Source organism: Bacillus sp. FSL L8-0654 (genome assembly GCF_038629965.1).
Taxonomy (GTDB): Bacteria; Bacillota; Bacilli; order Bacillales; family Bacillaceae; genus Bacillus; species Bacillus safensis.
In genome coordinates, this window is record NZ_CP152026.1 from 1,952,542 (window position 1) to 1,967,796 (window position 15,255).

16 protein-coding genes are annotated in these 15,255 nt (G+C 41.3%); 3 read left to right on the forward strand and 13 right to left on the reverse strand.

The window, feature by feature from the left end:
* Positions 1-12: 12 nt before the first annotated feature.
* Complete coding sequence (gene ilvA, locus MHH65_RS09820; RefSeq protein WP_024428146.1) at positions 13-1,281, reverse strand: threonine ammonia-lyase IlvA; 1,269 nt, start codon at positions 1,279-1,281, stop codon at positions 13-15.
* Positions 1,282-1,462: 181 nt separating this feature from the next.
* On the opposite strand from ilvA, the gene MHH65_RS09825 reads away from it, so the two are divergent.
* Together MHH65_RS09825 and MHH65_RS09830 are read left to right on the forward strand one after the other, a co-directional pair.
* A complete protein-coding gene (locus MHH65_RS09825) occupies positions 1,463-2,431 on the forward strand; it encodes a sigma 54-interacting transcriptional regulator (RefSeq protein ID WP_024428145.1) in 969 nt (322 codons plus the stop codon).
* 14 nt (positions 2,432-2,445) lie between these two features.
* Positions 2,446-3,084 (forward strand): hemolysin III family protein, encoded by a 639-nt coding sequence (locus MHH65_RS09830; protein ID WP_024428144.1) that lies wholly within the window; start codon positions 2,446-2,448, stop codon positions 3,082-3,084.
* 41 nt (positions 3,085-3,125) lie between these two features.
* On the opposite strand, the gene MHH65_RS09835 is transcribed toward MHH65_RS09830, so the two are convergent.
* The 12 genes from MHH65_RS09835 to MHH65_RS09890 form a co-directional block, all read right to left on the reverse strand.
* On the reverse strand, positions 3,126-3,749 hold the full coding sequence (locus tag MHH65_RS09835; protein ID WP_024428143.1) for a hypothetical protein: 624 nt from the start codon (positions 3,747-3,749) through the stop codon (positions 3,126-3,128).
* Positions 3,750-3,768: 19 nt separating this feature from the next.
* The gene (gene folA / locus MHH65_RS09840; protein ID WP_098677482.1) at positions 3,769-4,254 is read right to left on the reverse strand and encodes a type 3 dihydrofolate reductase; all 486 of its coding nucleotides are present in this window, start codon (positions 4,252-4,254) and stop codon (positions 3,769-3,771) included.
* Positions 4,251-5,045, reverse strand: a complete 795-nt coding sequence (locus MHH65_RS09845) for a thymidylate synthase (protein WP_024428141.1) — start codon at positions 5,043-5,045, stop codon at positions 4,251-4,253. The genes folA and MHH65_RS09845 overlap by 4 nt, the downstream gene beginning before the upstream one ends.
* Positions 5,046-5,148: 103 nt before the next feature.
* Positions 5,149-5,676, reverse strand: a complete 528-nt coding sequence (locus MHH65_RS09850; RefSeq protein WP_024428140.1) for a phosphatidylglycerophosphatase A — start codon at positions 5,674-5,676, stop codon at positions 5,149-5,151.
* An 18-nt stretch (positions 5,677-5,694) separates the two neighbouring features.
* Positions 5,695-6,312, reverse strand: coding sequence for a YpjP family protein (locus MHH65_RS09855; RefSeq protein WP_024428139.1), 618 nt, complete (start codon positions 6,310-6,312; stop codon positions 5,695-5,697).
* A gap of 298 nt (positions 6,313-6,610) precedes the next feature.
* Positions 6,611-7,399 carry a class I SAM-dependent methyltransferase gene (locus MHH65_RS09860; RefSeq protein ID WP_024428138.1) on the reverse strand — a complete coding sequence of 263 codons (789 nt, stop codon included), beginning with the start codon at positions 7,397-7,399 and terminating at the stop codon, positions 6,611-6,613.
* Positions 7,400-7,465: 66 nt separating this feature from the next.
* Positions 7,466-7,900, reverse strand: a complete 435-nt coding sequence (locus tag MHH65_RS09865) for a BrxA/BrxB family bacilliredoxin (RefSeq protein WP_024422738.1) — start codon at positions 7,898-7,900, stop codon at positions 7,466-7,468.
* An 81-nt stretch (positions 7,901-7,981) separates the two neighbouring features.
* A complete protein-coding gene (gene ilvD, locus MHH65_RS09870) occupies positions 7,982-9,658 on the reverse strand; it encodes a dihydroxy-acid dehydratase (RefSeq protein ID WP_024422739.1) in 1,677 nt (558 codons plus the stop codon).
* 307 nt (positions 9,659-9,965) lie between these two features.
* Positions 9,966-11,102 (reverse strand): conserved virulence factor C family protein, encoded by a 1,137-nt coding sequence (locus MHH65_RS09875; protein ID WP_024428137.1) that lies wholly within the window; start codon positions 11,100-11,102, stop codon positions 9,966-9,968.
* Positions 11,103-11,132: 30 nt separating this feature from the next.
* Positions 11,133-11,744 (reverse strand): HD domain-containing protein, encoded by a 612-nt coding sequence (locus tag MHH65_RS09880; RefSeq protein ID WP_235046712.1) that lies wholly within the window; start codon positions 11,742-11,744, stop codon positions 11,133-11,135.
* Positions 11,745-11,757: 13 nt separating this feature from the next.
* Entirely contained in the window at positions 11,758-12,240 is a 483-nt protein-coding gene (locus tag MHH65_RS09885; protein WP_098677481.1) for a glutathione peroxidase, read from the reverse strand.
* Positions 12,241-12,314: 74 nt separating this feature from the next.
* Complete coding sequence (locus MHH65_RS09890) at positions 12,315-13,997, reverse strand: formate--tetrahydrofolate ligase (RefSeq protein WP_098677480.1); 1,683 nt, start codon at positions 13,995-13,997, stop codon at positions 12,315-12,317.
* Positions 13,998-14,136: 139 nt separating this feature from the next.
* Here MHH65_RS09890 and metA point away from each other — a divergent pair, with 139 nt between their 5' ends.
* Positions 14,137-15,045 (forward strand): homoserine O-succinyltransferase, encoded by a 909-nt coding sequence (gene metA, locus MHH65_RS09895; RefSeq protein ID WP_048239384.1) that lies wholly within the window; start codon positions 14,137-14,139, stop codon positions 15,043-15,045.
* Positions 15,046-15,255: the final 210 nt, after the last annotated feature.

A 15,255-nucleotide genomic window follows, 5' to 3' on the forward strand; every position in this document is an offset into this window, starting at 1 on the left:
TATCTGTTAAGCCTAAATAAATAGGTGGAATAAATCTTGATCTTTATTCACTTCAACATAGTGAAAGCCTTTTCTATCCATCCGCTCAATCAGCGCTGCATAGTCATCTCTTTCTTTCAATTCGATGCCGACTAGCGCAGGACCTTTGCTTCGGTTATTCTTTTTCGTATATTCAAAGCGTGAGATATCGTCATTTGGCCCTAACACTTCATCTAAAAATTCACGAAGCGCTCCTGCTCTTTGCGGAAAATTGACAATAAAGTAATGTTGAAGCCCTTCATAGATCATCGAGCGTTCTTTGATTTCCTGCATTCTGCCGATGTCATTATTTCCTCCACTGACAATACAGACAACATTTTTCCCTTTGATCTCCTCGCGATGAGCATCTAATGCTGCGATTGGCAATGCGCCTGCCGGTTCTGCTACAATCGCACATTGATTATACAGCTCTAAAATCGTTGTACACACTTTCCCTTCGGGTACAAGACTGATTTTATCGACAACAGACTGAAGCGATGTAAACGTCTTTTCGCCAATCCGCTGAACCGCTGCTCCGTCTACAAACTTATCAATCGAATCAAGTGTCACAACCTCGCCCTTCTCATGCGAGGCATGCAGTGAAGCTGCGCCAAGCGGTTCGACTGCAATGATTTCGGTTTCTGGTGAGATATTTTTGATATATGTACCAACACCAGATAACAGACCTCCACCTCCGACACTTGCAAATAAAAAGTGAGGCTCCACTTCGATATCATTTAAGATTTCGACAGCAGTCGTTCCTTGTCCTGCCATCACATCCAGATCATCAAACGGATGGATAAATTCGCGCTTCTCTTCATCTCCGCATTTTACGGCTTCATGATACGAATCATCAAACGTATCTCCGGTTAAGATAATTTCAACATATTCTTTTCCGAACAGCTCCACTTGTGATACTTTTTGCCTTGGCGTCGTAGCAGGCATAAAGATTTTCCCGTGGATGCCTAAATATTTACAAGAATAGGCAACACCCTGTGCGTGATTTCCTGCACTTGCACAGACAATGCCATTTTCTAGTTTATCTTTTGGAAGCTGGCTCATTTTATTAAAAGCGCCTCTTAATTTAAAGGAACGAACTACTTGAAGATCCTCTCTTTTTAAGTAGACATTACATTCATATCGTTCAGAAAGTCGCTCATTTTTTTGAAGTGGTGTATGAATGACTACATCCTTCAAATTTTGATGGGCTTTTAAGATGTCTTTCACTTGAATTAGCGTATTTTCTTTGAGCAACGGTTTCATGTACAAGATCCTTTCTCTTTAACCTTATTTAATTTGTCATTATAACATGAATATTCAAAAAATAAACCAATAGATCATGGATCCATCATAAATTTTATAAACTTTTTCGTTTTCCTGTACATTTGTTTTAATTGGGTGTTACAATTGAACCAATTAGAACCACAAAGAAAGGAATCACCCAATGGCCACTCAATCATTCGCATCTATCTATGGTGATCATCAAGATATCAAGCATGCAATTCATCTGGCAAAACAATTTTCGAAAAACGAACAGCCGGTCTTGATAACAGGAGACATCGGCACAGGCAAAACGCTATTCGCCCAAGAAATGGCGAACGTATCTGTTCCACACGCATCACTGACACACATGTATTGCCCCATCTTGAATGAAGAAACCTTACAGAAAGCCTTCATAGAAAAAAACAATCAAATTCTTTATTTAGATGAAATCGGTGCATTAAGTATTTCTATGCAGCACCAGGTCATTCACTTTCTAGAAACGTCACCTGCAACAAAAGTAATCGCTTCTTCGTCTTTATCAATAGAGGCACTCAGGGTTTCTTCTACCTTTTTACCCGAGCTGTTTTATCGTCTGAATGTTCTTCATTTGGCCCTTCCAGCTTTAGCCGAACGAAAAACAGATATTCCTGTGTTAACAAATGCTTTCTTTCAAAAGCTGAACATGGCACCTGATATTGATCCAAGTGTTTGGGAAGCCTTGCAGCAGTATCCATTTGAAGGAAATGTCCAAGAACTCAAAAATATTGTTCATTACGCTGCGTCCATACTCGAGGGCCACACGGTATTTTTACATCATTTACCGCCCTTTGTGTTAGCACCTCTTCCCTCAGCCGTGAAAGGTAAAAAGGAAGAACACCAGCTTACACTAATGGAAAAACAAGAATTTGTTTTCTTGCTGGAAGCCATTAAATCTCTCAATGAAAAAGGAGAAGCAGCCAGCAGGCGCATCTTATCTGAATTAAGCAAACAAGGAGATATCCCGCTGACCCCTCAGCAGGTGCGAAACCGCTTAGATGATCTTGAGAAAAAAGCATACGTGACGAAAGGAAAAGGCAGGGCCGGAACGAAGATTACACTTGAAGGTCTTTCATTCCTGAAGTCGCTTGATGGTTATATACCGGTTCAATAAAAGGAGGACATCCATTGTTTACTGTAAAAGAAGAAATTGCAAACGCCATTACACATGGCATTGGTGTTATTTTATCCATCCCAGCCATTGTGTTTCTCGTCTTATTCGCTGTTCAATACGGCACTGTCACAGACATTATCAGCTTTTCGATATTTGGTGCATCCATGCTGCTGCTTTATTTAAGCTCAACCCTGCTTCATAGCATTCGGCACAAAAAAACAAAAGATATTTTTGAAATCCTCGACCACTCGGCTATTTATGTATTGATTGCTGGTACATATACACCCTTTTTACTTGGACCACTAAAAGGTGCACTCGGCTATACGCTCCTTGCCATTGTATGGGCGCTTGCTGCTGGTGGGATTGTCTTTAAAATCTTTTTCGTCAAACGCTTTATTATCGTATCTACCCTTGTCTATTTATTAATGGGCTGGATGATCATCATCGCCATCAAACCGCTTTATATCCAATTAACAGGTGCAGGATTTGGCCTCTTACTGTTAGGCGGCATATTATATTCAGTCGGAACCATCTTTTATATTTGGCGGAAAATTCCCTATCATCATGCGATTTGGCACAGCTTTGTTCTTGGCGGCAGCGCATCGATGTTCTTCTGTATTTTATTCTATTGCGTAAACATTCCTGCTGCATAGAATGAAAAAACCAGCATCCACTATTCGGATGCTGGTTTTTTCTATGCACGTTTTTGTGCGTAATCACTGATCATGACAGGAGCTTTAATATGAATATCGACATTAACAGGACGCAGTCTTTTCACGATCTTCCCAGTTAAAAGACGATCCGTTCCGCTAGTTTCAATTGGTACAAGCGGACAATCGTATTCTTCAGCAAGCGCCTCTGCAATATGACGATACGCTTCTGAAAGCAATAGACTCTGCCCAGACACGATTCTTTCCTTTGCTTCTTCTAATAAGACCTCATCCGTTTGATTCTGATGGATAACCGCCATTTTTTTGAGCCATTGTTTTAAAATCGGATACCGAAAGAGCTTCGGCTTTGCCATGAAAGCAAATGGCTTCTCAAGGTGGCCGATCAATAATGTCGTTGTGACTGGATTCAGCTCTTTTGTGACATAAATAACCGGGCCATCTGGCAGCTTCTTTTGCTGATGAATGGTCATGACTGATCCTGATTGATCAATACATCCCCGGGAAAACCTTTTTACATGCTCATGAATGAGATGCATTCGTTTCGTATAGGAAATGCGTGGATCCGTTAATTCATGATCGTACAAATGCCTCATACTTTTTAAAAAGGATACAACAACATAAATCGTTAAAAACCAATAACGAAACAACCGTACTCCTCCTACTCACTTATCCTTTTTTGTCATATACGACAAATTCATAATTGTAGGGGTTCTTTTCGTCACGATGGCCTTTTTCGCGTGATACAATCGTCCATTCATCTTCATTGTAATACGGGAAATAGCGGTCTCCTTCAAACGCATGGTGAATGTGCGTGATATAGAGACGATCAGCATATGGCATCATTTCTTCATACAGCTTAGACCCGCCAATGATAAATAGCTCTGTCTCGCTTCCCCCAATTGCCAAAATATCAGCAATTGAATGAACAACCTCGCATCCTTCTGCTTTAAAAGAAGAACTTGTGGTCAGCACAATATTTCGGCGGTTAGGCAGCGCTCGTCCAATGGATTCAAAGGTTTTTCTGCCCATGACAATCGTGTGACCGCCTGTGACTTTTTTAAAATACGCTAAATCTGCTGGTAAATGCCAAGGCATTTGATTATCTAGACCAATGACTCTGTCTTCTCCTGTCGCCGCAATCATGGAAATCATACACTGACTTCTCCTTTTATATGCGGATGCGGATCATAGTTCTCAAGCACAAAATCATCAAACGTAAAATCAAAAATGCTCTTTACATCTCTTGTAATACGAAGCGTAGGAAGCGTGCGTTCCTCGCGCTCTAGCTGCATTTTCACCTGTGGAAGATGATTTTGATAAATATGAGCATCTCCGAGTGTGTGAATAAACTCTCCTGGCTCAAGATTTGTGACTTTGGCAATCATCATCGTTAGAAGGGCATATGAAGCAATATTAAATGGCACGCCTAAAAAGATATCTGCCGATCTTTGATATAGCTGGCAGGAAAGCTTCCCGTTTGATACGTAAAATTGAAATAGACAATGACAAGGAGGCAGCGCCATTTGATCAATTTCCCCCGGGTTCCAAGCGCTGACGATCAGTCGTCTTGAATTCGGGTTGTGCTCAATATCATGAATCAGCTTTGTGATCTGATCCACTGTCTCGCCGTCTCCGCTCGCCCATGATCTCCACTGTGCACCGTATACACGGCCCAGCTCTCCATTTTCATCTGCCCATTCGTTCCAAATGCGGACACCATTTTCTTGAAGATATTTGACATTTGTATCACCTTTTAAAAACCAAAGCAACTCATGAATGATCGATTTCAGGTGTAATTTCTTTGTGGTTAAAAGAGGAAATCCTTCCTGTAAATCAAATCTCATCTGGTAACCGAACGTGCTGATTGTACCTGTACCCGTTCTGTCACCTTTTTCATCCCCGTGCTGTAATACATGACGGCATAACTCTTTGTATTGTTTCATTTTTTTCATCCTTTATTTATGTTCTTGTTGTAGTTTACCTTATTTCGGCTTTTCTTGAAACCAAAAAAACATGCCTGCATGATGAGCAGACATGTTTTTCTTTTTATGCTTGATTCACTCGTTCCTGCTCTTCATCCTTAATATCTTGGTGTGAGTGAGCAATGCGGCTTGCAGCTGCTGCGGCAAGTGCAGCGACTAGGTCATCAAGGAAAGTATGCACTTCACCTGGACGGCCTTCATCTAATTCACGAATAATACCAAATTTCTCTTTATCTAAATAACCGAAGTTGGTCAAACCGATTGATCCATATACATTGACAATGGAAAGCGGAATAATCTCATCAATTCCATATAGCGGCTCATCTGTTTCAACTAAGTGCTGTAAAGGTTCTGGCAAGAGCTTTTTTTCTGCCAGCTGATCAAGGGCAAGTCCTGTTAAAACTGCATGGACAATTTCTCTTTTATTCAGCACTTTTTCAACATTTTCAATACAGACACTAAGTGGAAGGTTTGGATGATATTTTTCTTGGAGCTTCAGCACAATGTGTGCGATATCTTCAATTTTCACTCCGCGATCATTTAACATTTGTTTTGTAATCTGCACCATTTCGTTCATTGTATATTTTTTCAATTGGCATGACATCTCCTTCTAGTGGCTCATCCAGCTCGGCGGGGTGTTTTTGTCCCAGTAAATATTACCGAGTTCGTGATGCGTCTGGAATCCATCTTCTGCTGTATGGTAATGAAAGTTAAACCAATATCCGCTGTGAGGCGGCTGATCTCTTCTGACATGAAAACGGAGCAAATCTTCTCCGGTCTTGCGGTTGTAAATGTGGAAGATTTTTTCGCCATTTCCGCTTGAAGGCTGATCAGTTAAAACAACATCTTGAAATTTTTCGTCATCTTTGAAATTTGTTAAATAGTCAGTTAACACTTGTTCAATCTTCGGCTGAATCTCTTCTCTGTACTCGTCCTCAATGACAGGTGTGATTTTACGGCCAAATTTGAGAAAGGATTGATTTTCTGCACTTGACAGCACCTCTTGCTTATATTGCTCAAAGGGATCTAACTGTTCTTTGCTTTCCTCTTGCGTTAGTTCCCAGCTGCGCATTTCATCTGATGTATCATAAACAGCTGTATAAGGCGTTTTATCAGATGAAGAAAGTTCAGAGGGCTTGTCTGTCATCAAAGCCGACGGAGGAGAGACTAAACCAAAAGTTGCAATTGTAAAGAGCGCAACAAGCGTTTTTCTCATCCACATCTTCATGATATCTAATTCCTTCCATAAGTTATCATACTGCTATTCTAGCATATAATGAATTTTCAGTCATTCAATTTGGTCACCGATTTGAGACTTTCTTTTTCATAATAAAACGTTTACAATGGCAGTAATGACGACTAAAATTTGGGAGGAATGGGTATGCTTGAAGGGTTTTTTATTACGGCTTCCTTGCTGACATTATTTTATTTTGTCTATATGGAGATTACAGATTAAAAGCCCTGAATAAGGGCTTTTTTAGATGATTGACAAGGAATTAAAAAGAATTGTCTGCACACCTGAACCTTTAGCGAGGGCTTTTTTCTTTCTCAATATATCCATAATGAAATTGGGCTGTTTTTCGTTTTAAAACGTGAAATTGATAGGATTCTGCTAGAAATCGGGTGCTTTTCCAATGATCTTTTAAAACCACTCTTTTTCTCGCCACTCTCAGCGCTTCTTGGACGGCTGTTTCGTGGTCAAAGTGGTGCTCTGCCGCATGACGGAGCGGTGCGATACTTGAAGATTCTTGAATCGTCTCCTCAAACATCGGGTCAAAATAGACGACATCAAATGATTCATCAGAGAGCTTTTTTAGCTGCTCGATACTGTCTCCACTTACAACAGATATCCGGTTCATCGCTTCATCTGCCTCTCTTACCCCTGTCTCCCATGTGTTTAATCCTTCTCGCACTAGCAATGCTGTCATCGGATTCTTTTCGATACCGACGACCCTTCCATTCGCACCTACTCGCAGGCTTGCTGTAATGGCATCTGATCCTAGGCCAAGCGTACAATCTAAAAAGGAATCGCCCGGCTGAAGCTGCGTGGCTTCGATTAAAGGATCCTTTTCCCCGCGCATGAGCCGCTTCACCCTGAACATCGCTGAGCTTGGATGGAAGAAAAACTTTTCACCATTTGGCTGATACCATTCAAATCTTTCTTTCCCCACAACAAGGACATCTCCTCGTTTCATCGCAAGCTGCTTGACGGATTGTTTGCGCCTTTCTACATACTCACCATGTAAATCCTCTGCAAGGGCTTTTGCTGTTTCAATTGTTTGTTCATTTGCTCTAAAGCTTGTTGTGATAAGCATGCGGTTCCTCCATCATGATCAAGAAAAAATGCCCTGACTTGATCACAGGACATTTCAACATGTGTATTAGCAATGTTTTTCAAATGCAGATAAGACGTTGTTCATGATGTCTTCCATTTCATGACCTTCAATCTCGTCACGCGGAATAAAATGAACGAGTTCATTTCCTTTTAAAAGTGCCATAGATGGAGACGATGGCTCTTCGCCTGTGAAGTATTCTCTCATTTTTGCCGTTGCTTCCCTGTCCTGACCAGCAAAAACTGTGACAATTCGATCTGGAGTTTTTTCTGCCTTCATCACAGCTTGAGTAGCAGCTGGGCGTGCTAAGCCGGCAGCGCACCCGCATACAGAATTAACAACTACAAATGTCGTTCCTTCTGCTTCTTGCATCGTTTGTTCTACTTCTTCTTCCGTTGTTAGTTCTTGAAATCCTGCACTTGTCAGCTCTTGACGCATCGGTACAACGAGCTGGCGCATGTATTCTTCATATGCCATTGACATAAAAAAGCCCCCTCTATAATCCTTATGTTGTGAATAAAGGATACTATAGAGAGAGCCAATTTTCAAATGTTCGATATCAGATTAAATTTTCATGATTCCGCCTGTATTGGCTGATGTCACAAGTTTTGAATATCTAGCAAGATAACCCGTTTTTACTTTTGGCTCAAAGCCTTTCCAGTTTGCTTTTCTTCTTTCCCATTCTTCCTCTGGAACATCTACGCTTAAAATGCGCTGTTCGATATCGACAACGACATGGTCACCATTTTCAACAAATGCAAGCGGGCCGCCCTCAGCTGCCTCTGGAGAGACGTGCCCAATAGACAATCCGCGAGAAGCGCCGGAAAAACGTCCGTCTGTAATTAAAGCAACCTTTGGTCCAAGTCCCATGCCGACGATTTGTGAAGTAGGTGCAAGCATTTCAGGCATGCCAGGTCCGCCTTTAGGTCCTTCGTAGCGAATGATGACAACATGTCCTGCTTCTACTTTTCTATTAATGATACCTTCAAGGGCTTCTTCCTGGGATTCAAATACGATCGCAGGCCCCTCGTGGCGTGTGATCCCGTCTTGTACCCCGCCCGTTTTAATGATGGCTCCATCTGGCGCAAGGTTTCCAAATAAAACGGCTAAGCCGCCTTTTTCAGTAAATGGCTTGTCAATTGGATAAATGACGTTATAATCTTTTACCTCATGCCCCGCAATGTTCTCGCCAAGCGTTTTCGCAGTGACAGTCATTGTATCTAAATGAAGAGCTCCTTCTTTTTTAGACAATTCATTTAGTGCCGCTGTAACACCGCCTGCTTCATGTAAATCCTCAATATAAACGTCTGAAGCTGGAGCAAGTTTTGATAAATGAGGCACACGTTCTGCTACTTCATTGATACGTTCAAGTGAATATTCAACACCTGCTTCATTCGCAATTGCCAATGTGTGAAGAACGGTATTGGTTGAACCACCAAGTGCCATATCTAATGCAAATGCATTATCAATTGCTTTTTCAGTGACAATATCCCGTGGTTTAATATCTTTTTTGATGAGCTCCATGAGTTGTTTTGCAGACTTCTTCGCAAATTCTCTTCGTTCTGGTGATGTCGCCAAAATCGTTCCATTTCCAGGAAGAGCGATCCCGAGTGCTTCCGCTAAACAGTTCATTGAGTTAGCTGTAAACATACCTGAACAAGATCCGCAGGTTGGACAGCCAAACTGCTCTAATTCATTTAATTCCTCTTCATTGATTTTACCTGACTGGTATGCACCAACGCCTTCAAACACAGAAGAAAGAGAAATTTTTCTGCCGTCACTTGTTCTACCCGCTTCCATCGGTCCCCCGCTCACAAAGACAGTCGGGATATTCACGCGCATCGCTGCCATCATCATTCCTGGTGTGATTTTATCGCAGTTAGGAATACAAACCATTCCATCAAACCAATGAGCAGATACAACGGTTTCTACAGAGTCCGCAATGATTTCACGGCTTGGCAATGAATATCTCATCCCGATATGACCCATGGCAATTCCATCATCGACGCCAATCGTATTGAATTCAAATGGCACTCCGCCAGCTTCACGAATGGCTTCCTTCACAATCTTCCCGAATTCCTGAAGATGGACATGTCCTGGGACAATATCAATATAGGAATTACATACGGCAATAAATGGCTTGCCGAAATCCTCATCCTTTACCCCCGCCGCTCTTAGTAAGCTTCGGTGAGGTGCTCTGTCGATTCCTTGTTTAATCATGTTACTGCGTAGTTCTGCCATCTGTTTAAAAAGCCTCCTATACTACAAGTCTTGTTGACTGCATGATTTTGAGTTGATTTTATTTTACAAATTTTCTGTTTATTTAGCCACCTATGAATGACCGATGACTAACATGGCTGCTGAAGCAAGCGCTCAGCAAGGTTCGTGTCATAAAATCTGACCTCCAATATTCTATATTGGTACTACTATATAGAGTTTTTTCGCATATTTCAACAATATTCAAAATAATTTTTCTAAAAAAATTTTTCTGTCTATCATTTTTAGAAAAACAAGCTGCTTTTCATTGGCAGCTTGTTCATCTTTCTCATCATTCTGATGCATTCTTTCTACTTTCTGTCATTTGCTTCCATACAGAGCCTTTTGCTTCTTCTCCATGCTCAATGCGCTCAATCGCCATTTTCACTTGAAGACTGACTTCAAACTCAGGGTCTTGCTCTGCTTCTTTTAATGCTTCAAGTGCCGTTTCGTCCCCTTCTTCATAAAGAAACATAGCTGCACGCCAGCGGACGAGCTTACTCGGGTCCTTTAATGCTGCGATCATGGCTTCGCTAGCACTCGGGTCACCAAGGTCAGAAATACAGTCACCAGCCGTTCTGCGGACCGTCACTGTTTTGTCTTCGAGCCCTTTATATAAAATAGGCAGAATGGCAGGATCTTCAATCATGCCAGCATTCACAACGGCTTGTCTGCGAATAGACGTTTTGGGATCCTCCATTGCTTTCATTAAAACAGGTATATCCTTTAGCTCTGGCTGCATTTGCTCTAAATGGGCAAAACGTTTTTTCCAATCTTCCTCTTGCAGCATGTCTTCTGTTACATCATATGCCTTTCGGTTCACCTGTCTATCTACAGCTTCCTGCCCTTCTTTCACTGCCTCTGTTAAGCGGGCTAAACGCTCATCATCATAGGCTGCTTGCAGCTCCTCTGTGACTTCCTGACCGATATCAGCAAATTCTCCAAAACGAACGCCGTGTTCTTTCCACACACGTTCAAACACGACATTGTCTGAGCTGCTTCTAAGCTTTAAAATGGCTGCTTGAAAACGTTCAGGCATGCCAAACCGCTCTTCTCTTTCACCGTCTGACAGTTTGACCTGCATTGGAATCCCATTAAACATTTGGACAAACACTTTCACTTCACCAAATGTGTCATCGCCTGACTGCGATCCTTCCTGAAGACCTTCTGTTTCTTGTCCAAAGGCTTCTCTAACCTGTTGTAAAATACCCTGCCAGTCAAACTTTGCATTTCGCTCAACCGCTAAGAAATCTGCAACATGATAAACCCCTTTTACACCTTCAATGCTTAAAATACGCTTGATCATTTCTGGCGCTTCGTCTTTTTGATCCTTTTTGTAGTTGTTGCTTTTACCGCCAGCAAGTGCTTCTGTCAAAATCACCTTCATGGTATTCGGACTTGGCGTTGGTTCAATAGCTGTTATTTTCATTGATATATCCTCCTTACACACATAAAGACCCTACTCATCTGTAAGGCCGCATTCTTCTTTCCACTTCTTGATAAATAAACTCATCAATTCATGCCGCTCATCAGCAAGCTGCTTTCCTGCATGAGTGTTCATCAAGTCTTTTAATTTGAGCAGTTTTTCTTCCATATGCTTTAGCACAGAGCCCTGCTGCATGTCCTCTGTATAATGGGGCTCACCTGTTGCGCCAGCATACGTAAACACTCTAGCGATACCGCTTGCTCCTATCGCATCCAGCCTATCGGCATCTTGAACAATGGCCCCCTCTAACGTCATTGGCTTAAACTGCTTATGCCGATGACGAAAAGACATCGTTGTAATGATGTCCATGATATAGCGGACATCCCGCGTGTCCAATTCCCACAAAAGGAGCTGGTTCACAAGTTGCTTTTCAGTGACCTTCCATTCACTTGACAGCTTTTCATCAATGACATCATGTACAATCGCTGCCATCTCGATGATAAATAGAGAGCCGCCTTCCTGATTTGCAATACGGACGGCAAGCTGGCGCACACGAGCAACATGAGCCGCATCGTGTCCAGTCGGTTCATCCTTCAGCCTGTCTGAAACAAAGGAGGCAGCTGCCTCCAATTGTTTTCGCTGCATGACTGTCAGCATCTTATTTGTTGAGCAGAGCGATGATTGAGCTTTCTAATTCTTTTGGTGGTGTTTTCGGCGAGAATCGTTCAATAACTTCTCCGTCTTGGTCCACGATAAATTTTGTGAAATTCCATTTCACTGTTTTTGTCCCAAGCACACCTTTCGCTTGACTTGTTAAATGCTTGAACAGCGGGTGCGCCTCTTCGCCATTGACATCTACTTTCGCAAACATAGGGAAGGTCACTCCATAATTCAAAGAACAGAATTCTTGAATGGCTTCTTCTCCTTCTGGCTCTTGGTTCATAAATTGGTTACATGGAAATCCTAAAATTTCAAGGCCCTTTTCATGATATTGATCATATAGCTCTTGTAATTGTTTAAATTGAGGAGTCAGTCCACATTTACTAGCTGTGTTTACAATAATGAGCACTTTTCCTTTGTAGTCTGCCATCGATTTTTCCTGACCGTTAATGGTCTTGACCTGAATATCATAAATTGACATCTCATAGCCTCCTAGGATTCACTTTTTCTTATCGTAACATGCTTCTTTTAGAAAATCGCTTTTTATGCTCCCGTTTAAAAGAGTCCTGTCACACTGCCGTCTTCTAATAAATCCATTTCAAGAGCCGCAGGTTTTTTAGGCAATCCAGGCATTGTTAAAATGCTTCCAGTTAAGGCCACAATAAACCCTGCTCCTACAGATGGCTTTAACTCTCGAATCGTAATGGTAAAGCCTTTAGGTCTGCCGATTAAAGCTGGATCATCCGAAAGAGAATATTGTGTTTTTGCCATACAAACCGGTAAATGAGCCCAGCCGTTTTCCTCAATGGCTGCCAGCTGCTTTCTCGCTTTGGATGTGAGCGTGACCCCATCTGCCCCGTATACCACTTTGGCTACTTTAGATAATTTTTCTTCAATGGAATCATTCTCTTCATACAAATAGGTAAAGTTGTTCTTTTTCTTTTCAATGAGTGCCGCTAGTTCCTCGGCAAGAGCTGTCCCGCCTTCGCCTCCTTCTTCCCATACATTCACGGCTTTGACTGGATGGCCATGTTTGCCGCACCAATCTTCTATCGCTTGAATCTCTTCTTTTGTATCCGTAATAAACCGGTTTACCGCGACGATATATGGAAGACCAAAAGCTTTTACGGTTTCGATATGCTTTTCTAAATTATGTATACCTTCTAATACGGCGTGTGCATTCTCTTCTTTAAGTTCGGTTTTCTTCATTCCACCATGCATCTTTAATGCTCTCACTGTTGCCACAATGACAACTGCGCCAGGTTTGAAATCACCAGCTCTTGTTTTAATATGAAGGAACTTTTCTGCTCCAAGATCTGCTCCAAATCCAGCTTCTGTTACGACATAATCAGCTAATTTTGCTGCCATTTTGGTTGCAATTAAACTATTGCATCCATGTGCAATATTGGCAAAAGGACCGCCATGGACAAGGGCTGGGGTTCCTTCAATCGTTTGAACAAGGTTCGGTTTGAGTGCGTCTTTTAAAAGTAACGTCAGAACACCTTCATATCCAAGTGCTCCCACTGTGACTGGCTCACCTTCTTGATTATAGGCAACAACAATAGAAGAAAGACGTTTTTTTAAGTCGTTTAAGTCGTCTGCTAAACAAAGGATCGCCATCATTTCGGAAGCCACTGTAATGTCAAATCCGTCTTCTCTAGGATACCCATTTAACTGACCGCCAAGTCCAACAACGACCTGTCTTAATGCACGATCGTTTAAATCAAGCACCCGCTTCCACACAATGCGGCGCGTGTCGATGCCGAGTTCATTTCCGTGATGGATATGGTTATCAATAAATGCAGATAAGGCGTTATGTGCAGATGTAATGGCATGAAAATCTCCAGTGAAGTGAAGATTGATTTCTTCCATTGGCAGCACCTGTGAATATCCCCCGCCCGCTGCACCACCTTTAATTCCCATTGTAGGACCTAATGATGGCTCACGCATCGCAATGATCGCTTTTTTGCCAATTTTTTCGAAGGCTTGACCAAGGCCGACAGTTACGGTGGATTTCCCCTCACCTGCTGGCGTAGGGTTGATCGAAGTGACAAGAATCACGTGCCCTTCTTTTTGTTCCTTTAAACGGTCAAAAATAGTCAAAGATATTTTCGCTTTTGTGAAACCATAGCATTCTAATTCTTCGTCATGTATTTGCAGCTTTGCTGCGATGTCTTGAATTGGTCTCAGTGTAGCCTTTTGGGCAATGTCAATATCTGATAAATGCTTTGTGATCATAACAAAATGGCCTCCTTTTTTTACAGAAACAGCATTCTTTTTTGCTCTATTTTTCATTGTAACATAATTGAAACATTGAAATATCGCCAGAAAGTTCCTATAATGAAGTGAAATTAGCTTTGGTTCAGGGGGTGGCGAGTTGCCTATTAACATACCAGTTCATCTGCCGGCAAAACAAATACTAGAGAGCGAAAATATTTTCGTCATGGATGAGACAAGGGCATTCAAGCAAGATATCCGTCCTTTGAATATCGTGATCTTAAATTTAATGCCAAAAAAAATACAAACTGAAACGCAGCTGCTGAGAATGCTCGGAAATTCTCCTTTGCAAGTGTACTTCACGTTTTTGATTCCAAGTACACATACACCGAAGAATACGTCGAGAGAGCATCTAGATGAATTTTATACGACCTTTGAATCGATCCGCCATAAAAAATTTGATGGAATGATCATCACTGGCGCACCAATTGAGCACTTACCTTTTGAAGAAGTTTCTTATTGGAAAGAGCTGCAGGATATTTTAGACTGGAGTAAAACCAATGTGACATCTACCCTTCATATTTGCTGGGGTGCACAGGCAGGTTTATATCATCATTACGGAATTGAAAAAATTAAGCTTCCTGAGAAAAAATTTGGTGTATTTGAGCATCTTGTGAAAGAGAAAAAAGAAAGATTAGTCAGAGGTTTTGATGAAGTATACTATGTCCCACATTCTAGGCATACAGATATTAATACAGAACAATTAAAAAACACGCCGAATTTGAAGGTTTTGAGTATGTCTGAAGAAGCGGGTGTTTGTTTAATTGTTTCAGATGATGATAAACAAGTATTTTTAACTGGACATCCTGAATATGATACAGACACATTGATGCAGGAATATGAAAGAGATTTGTTGAAACATGATAAAGTCCAAAAACCTGTCCACTATTTTATAGAAGATGGCGACACATTAGTCCCAGTAAATCGCTGGAAAGCCCATGCCACTTTATTGTTTATGAATTGGCTTAATTATTATGTTTATCAAGAGACACCATACGTTTGGGAATAAAATAGACTGTCGTCTGATGATAAATCGTCAAAATGTGTTAAAATACAAATGGCTCTGTCTTCCATTATCAATTGAATCTGTTTGTTTTTTAAAATTAGTTTAATTCTTTCGTAACGAATGATATGCTCTAACTGTTTATATGTTATCTTTATGTATATGTAGACCTATGAGATTAATAGTTTTCGTACGAAGTTTTGTTGTTGTTGATTA

Excerpts from the sequence above, each read along its gene's own strand:
- MHH65_RS09860 (WP_024428138.1), bottom strand. The coding sequence starts at position 7,399 with ATGCTTATCACAACAAGCTTTAGAGCAAATGAACAAACAATTGAAACA.
- MHH65_RS09845 (WP_024428141.1), bottom strand. The coding sequence starts at position 5,045 with ATGAAACAATACAAAGAGTTATGCCGTCATGTATTACAGCACGGGGAT.
- MHH65_RS09885 (WP_098677481.1), bottom strand. The coding sequence starts at position 12,240 with ATGTCAATTTATGATATTCAGGTCAAGACCATTAACGGTCAGGAAAAA.
- MHH65_RS09855 (WP_024428139.1), bottom strand. The coding sequence starts at position 6,312 with ATGAAGATGTGGATGAGAAAAACGCTTGTTGCGCTCTTTACAATTGCA.
- MHH65_RS09890 (WP_098677480.1), bottom strand. The coding sequence starts at position 13,997 with ATGATCACAAAGCATTTATCAGATATTGACATTGCCCAAAAGGCTACA.
- MHH65_RS09865 (WP_024422738.1), bottom strand. The coding sequence starts at position 7,900 with ATGTCAATGGCATATGAAGAATACATGCGCCAGCTCGTTGTACCGATG.
- MHH65_RS09880 (WP_235046712.1), bottom strand. The coding sequence starts at position 11,744 with ATGCAGCGAAAACAATTGGAGGCAGCTGCCTCCTTTGTTTCAGACAGG.
- ilvD (WP_024422739.1), bottom strand. The coding sequence starts at position 9,658 with ATGGCAGAACTACGCAGTAACATGATTAAACAAGGAATCGACAGAGCA.
- MHH65_RS09825 (WP_024428145.1), top strand. The coding sequence starts at position 1,463 with ATGGCCACTCAATCATTCGCATCTATCTATGGTGATCATCAAGATATC.
- ilvA (WP_024428146.1), bottom strand. The coding sequence starts at position 1,281 with ATGAAACCGTTGCTCAAAGAAAATACGCTAATTCAAGTGAAAGACATC.
- folA (WP_098677482.1), bottom strand. The coding sequence starts at position 4,254 with ATGATTTCCATGATTGCGGCGACAGGAGAAGACAGAGTCATTGGTCTA.
- MHH65_RS09875 (WP_024428137.1), bottom strand. The coding sequence starts at position 11,102 with ATGAAAATAACAGCTATTGAACCAACGCCAAGTCCGAATACCATGAAG.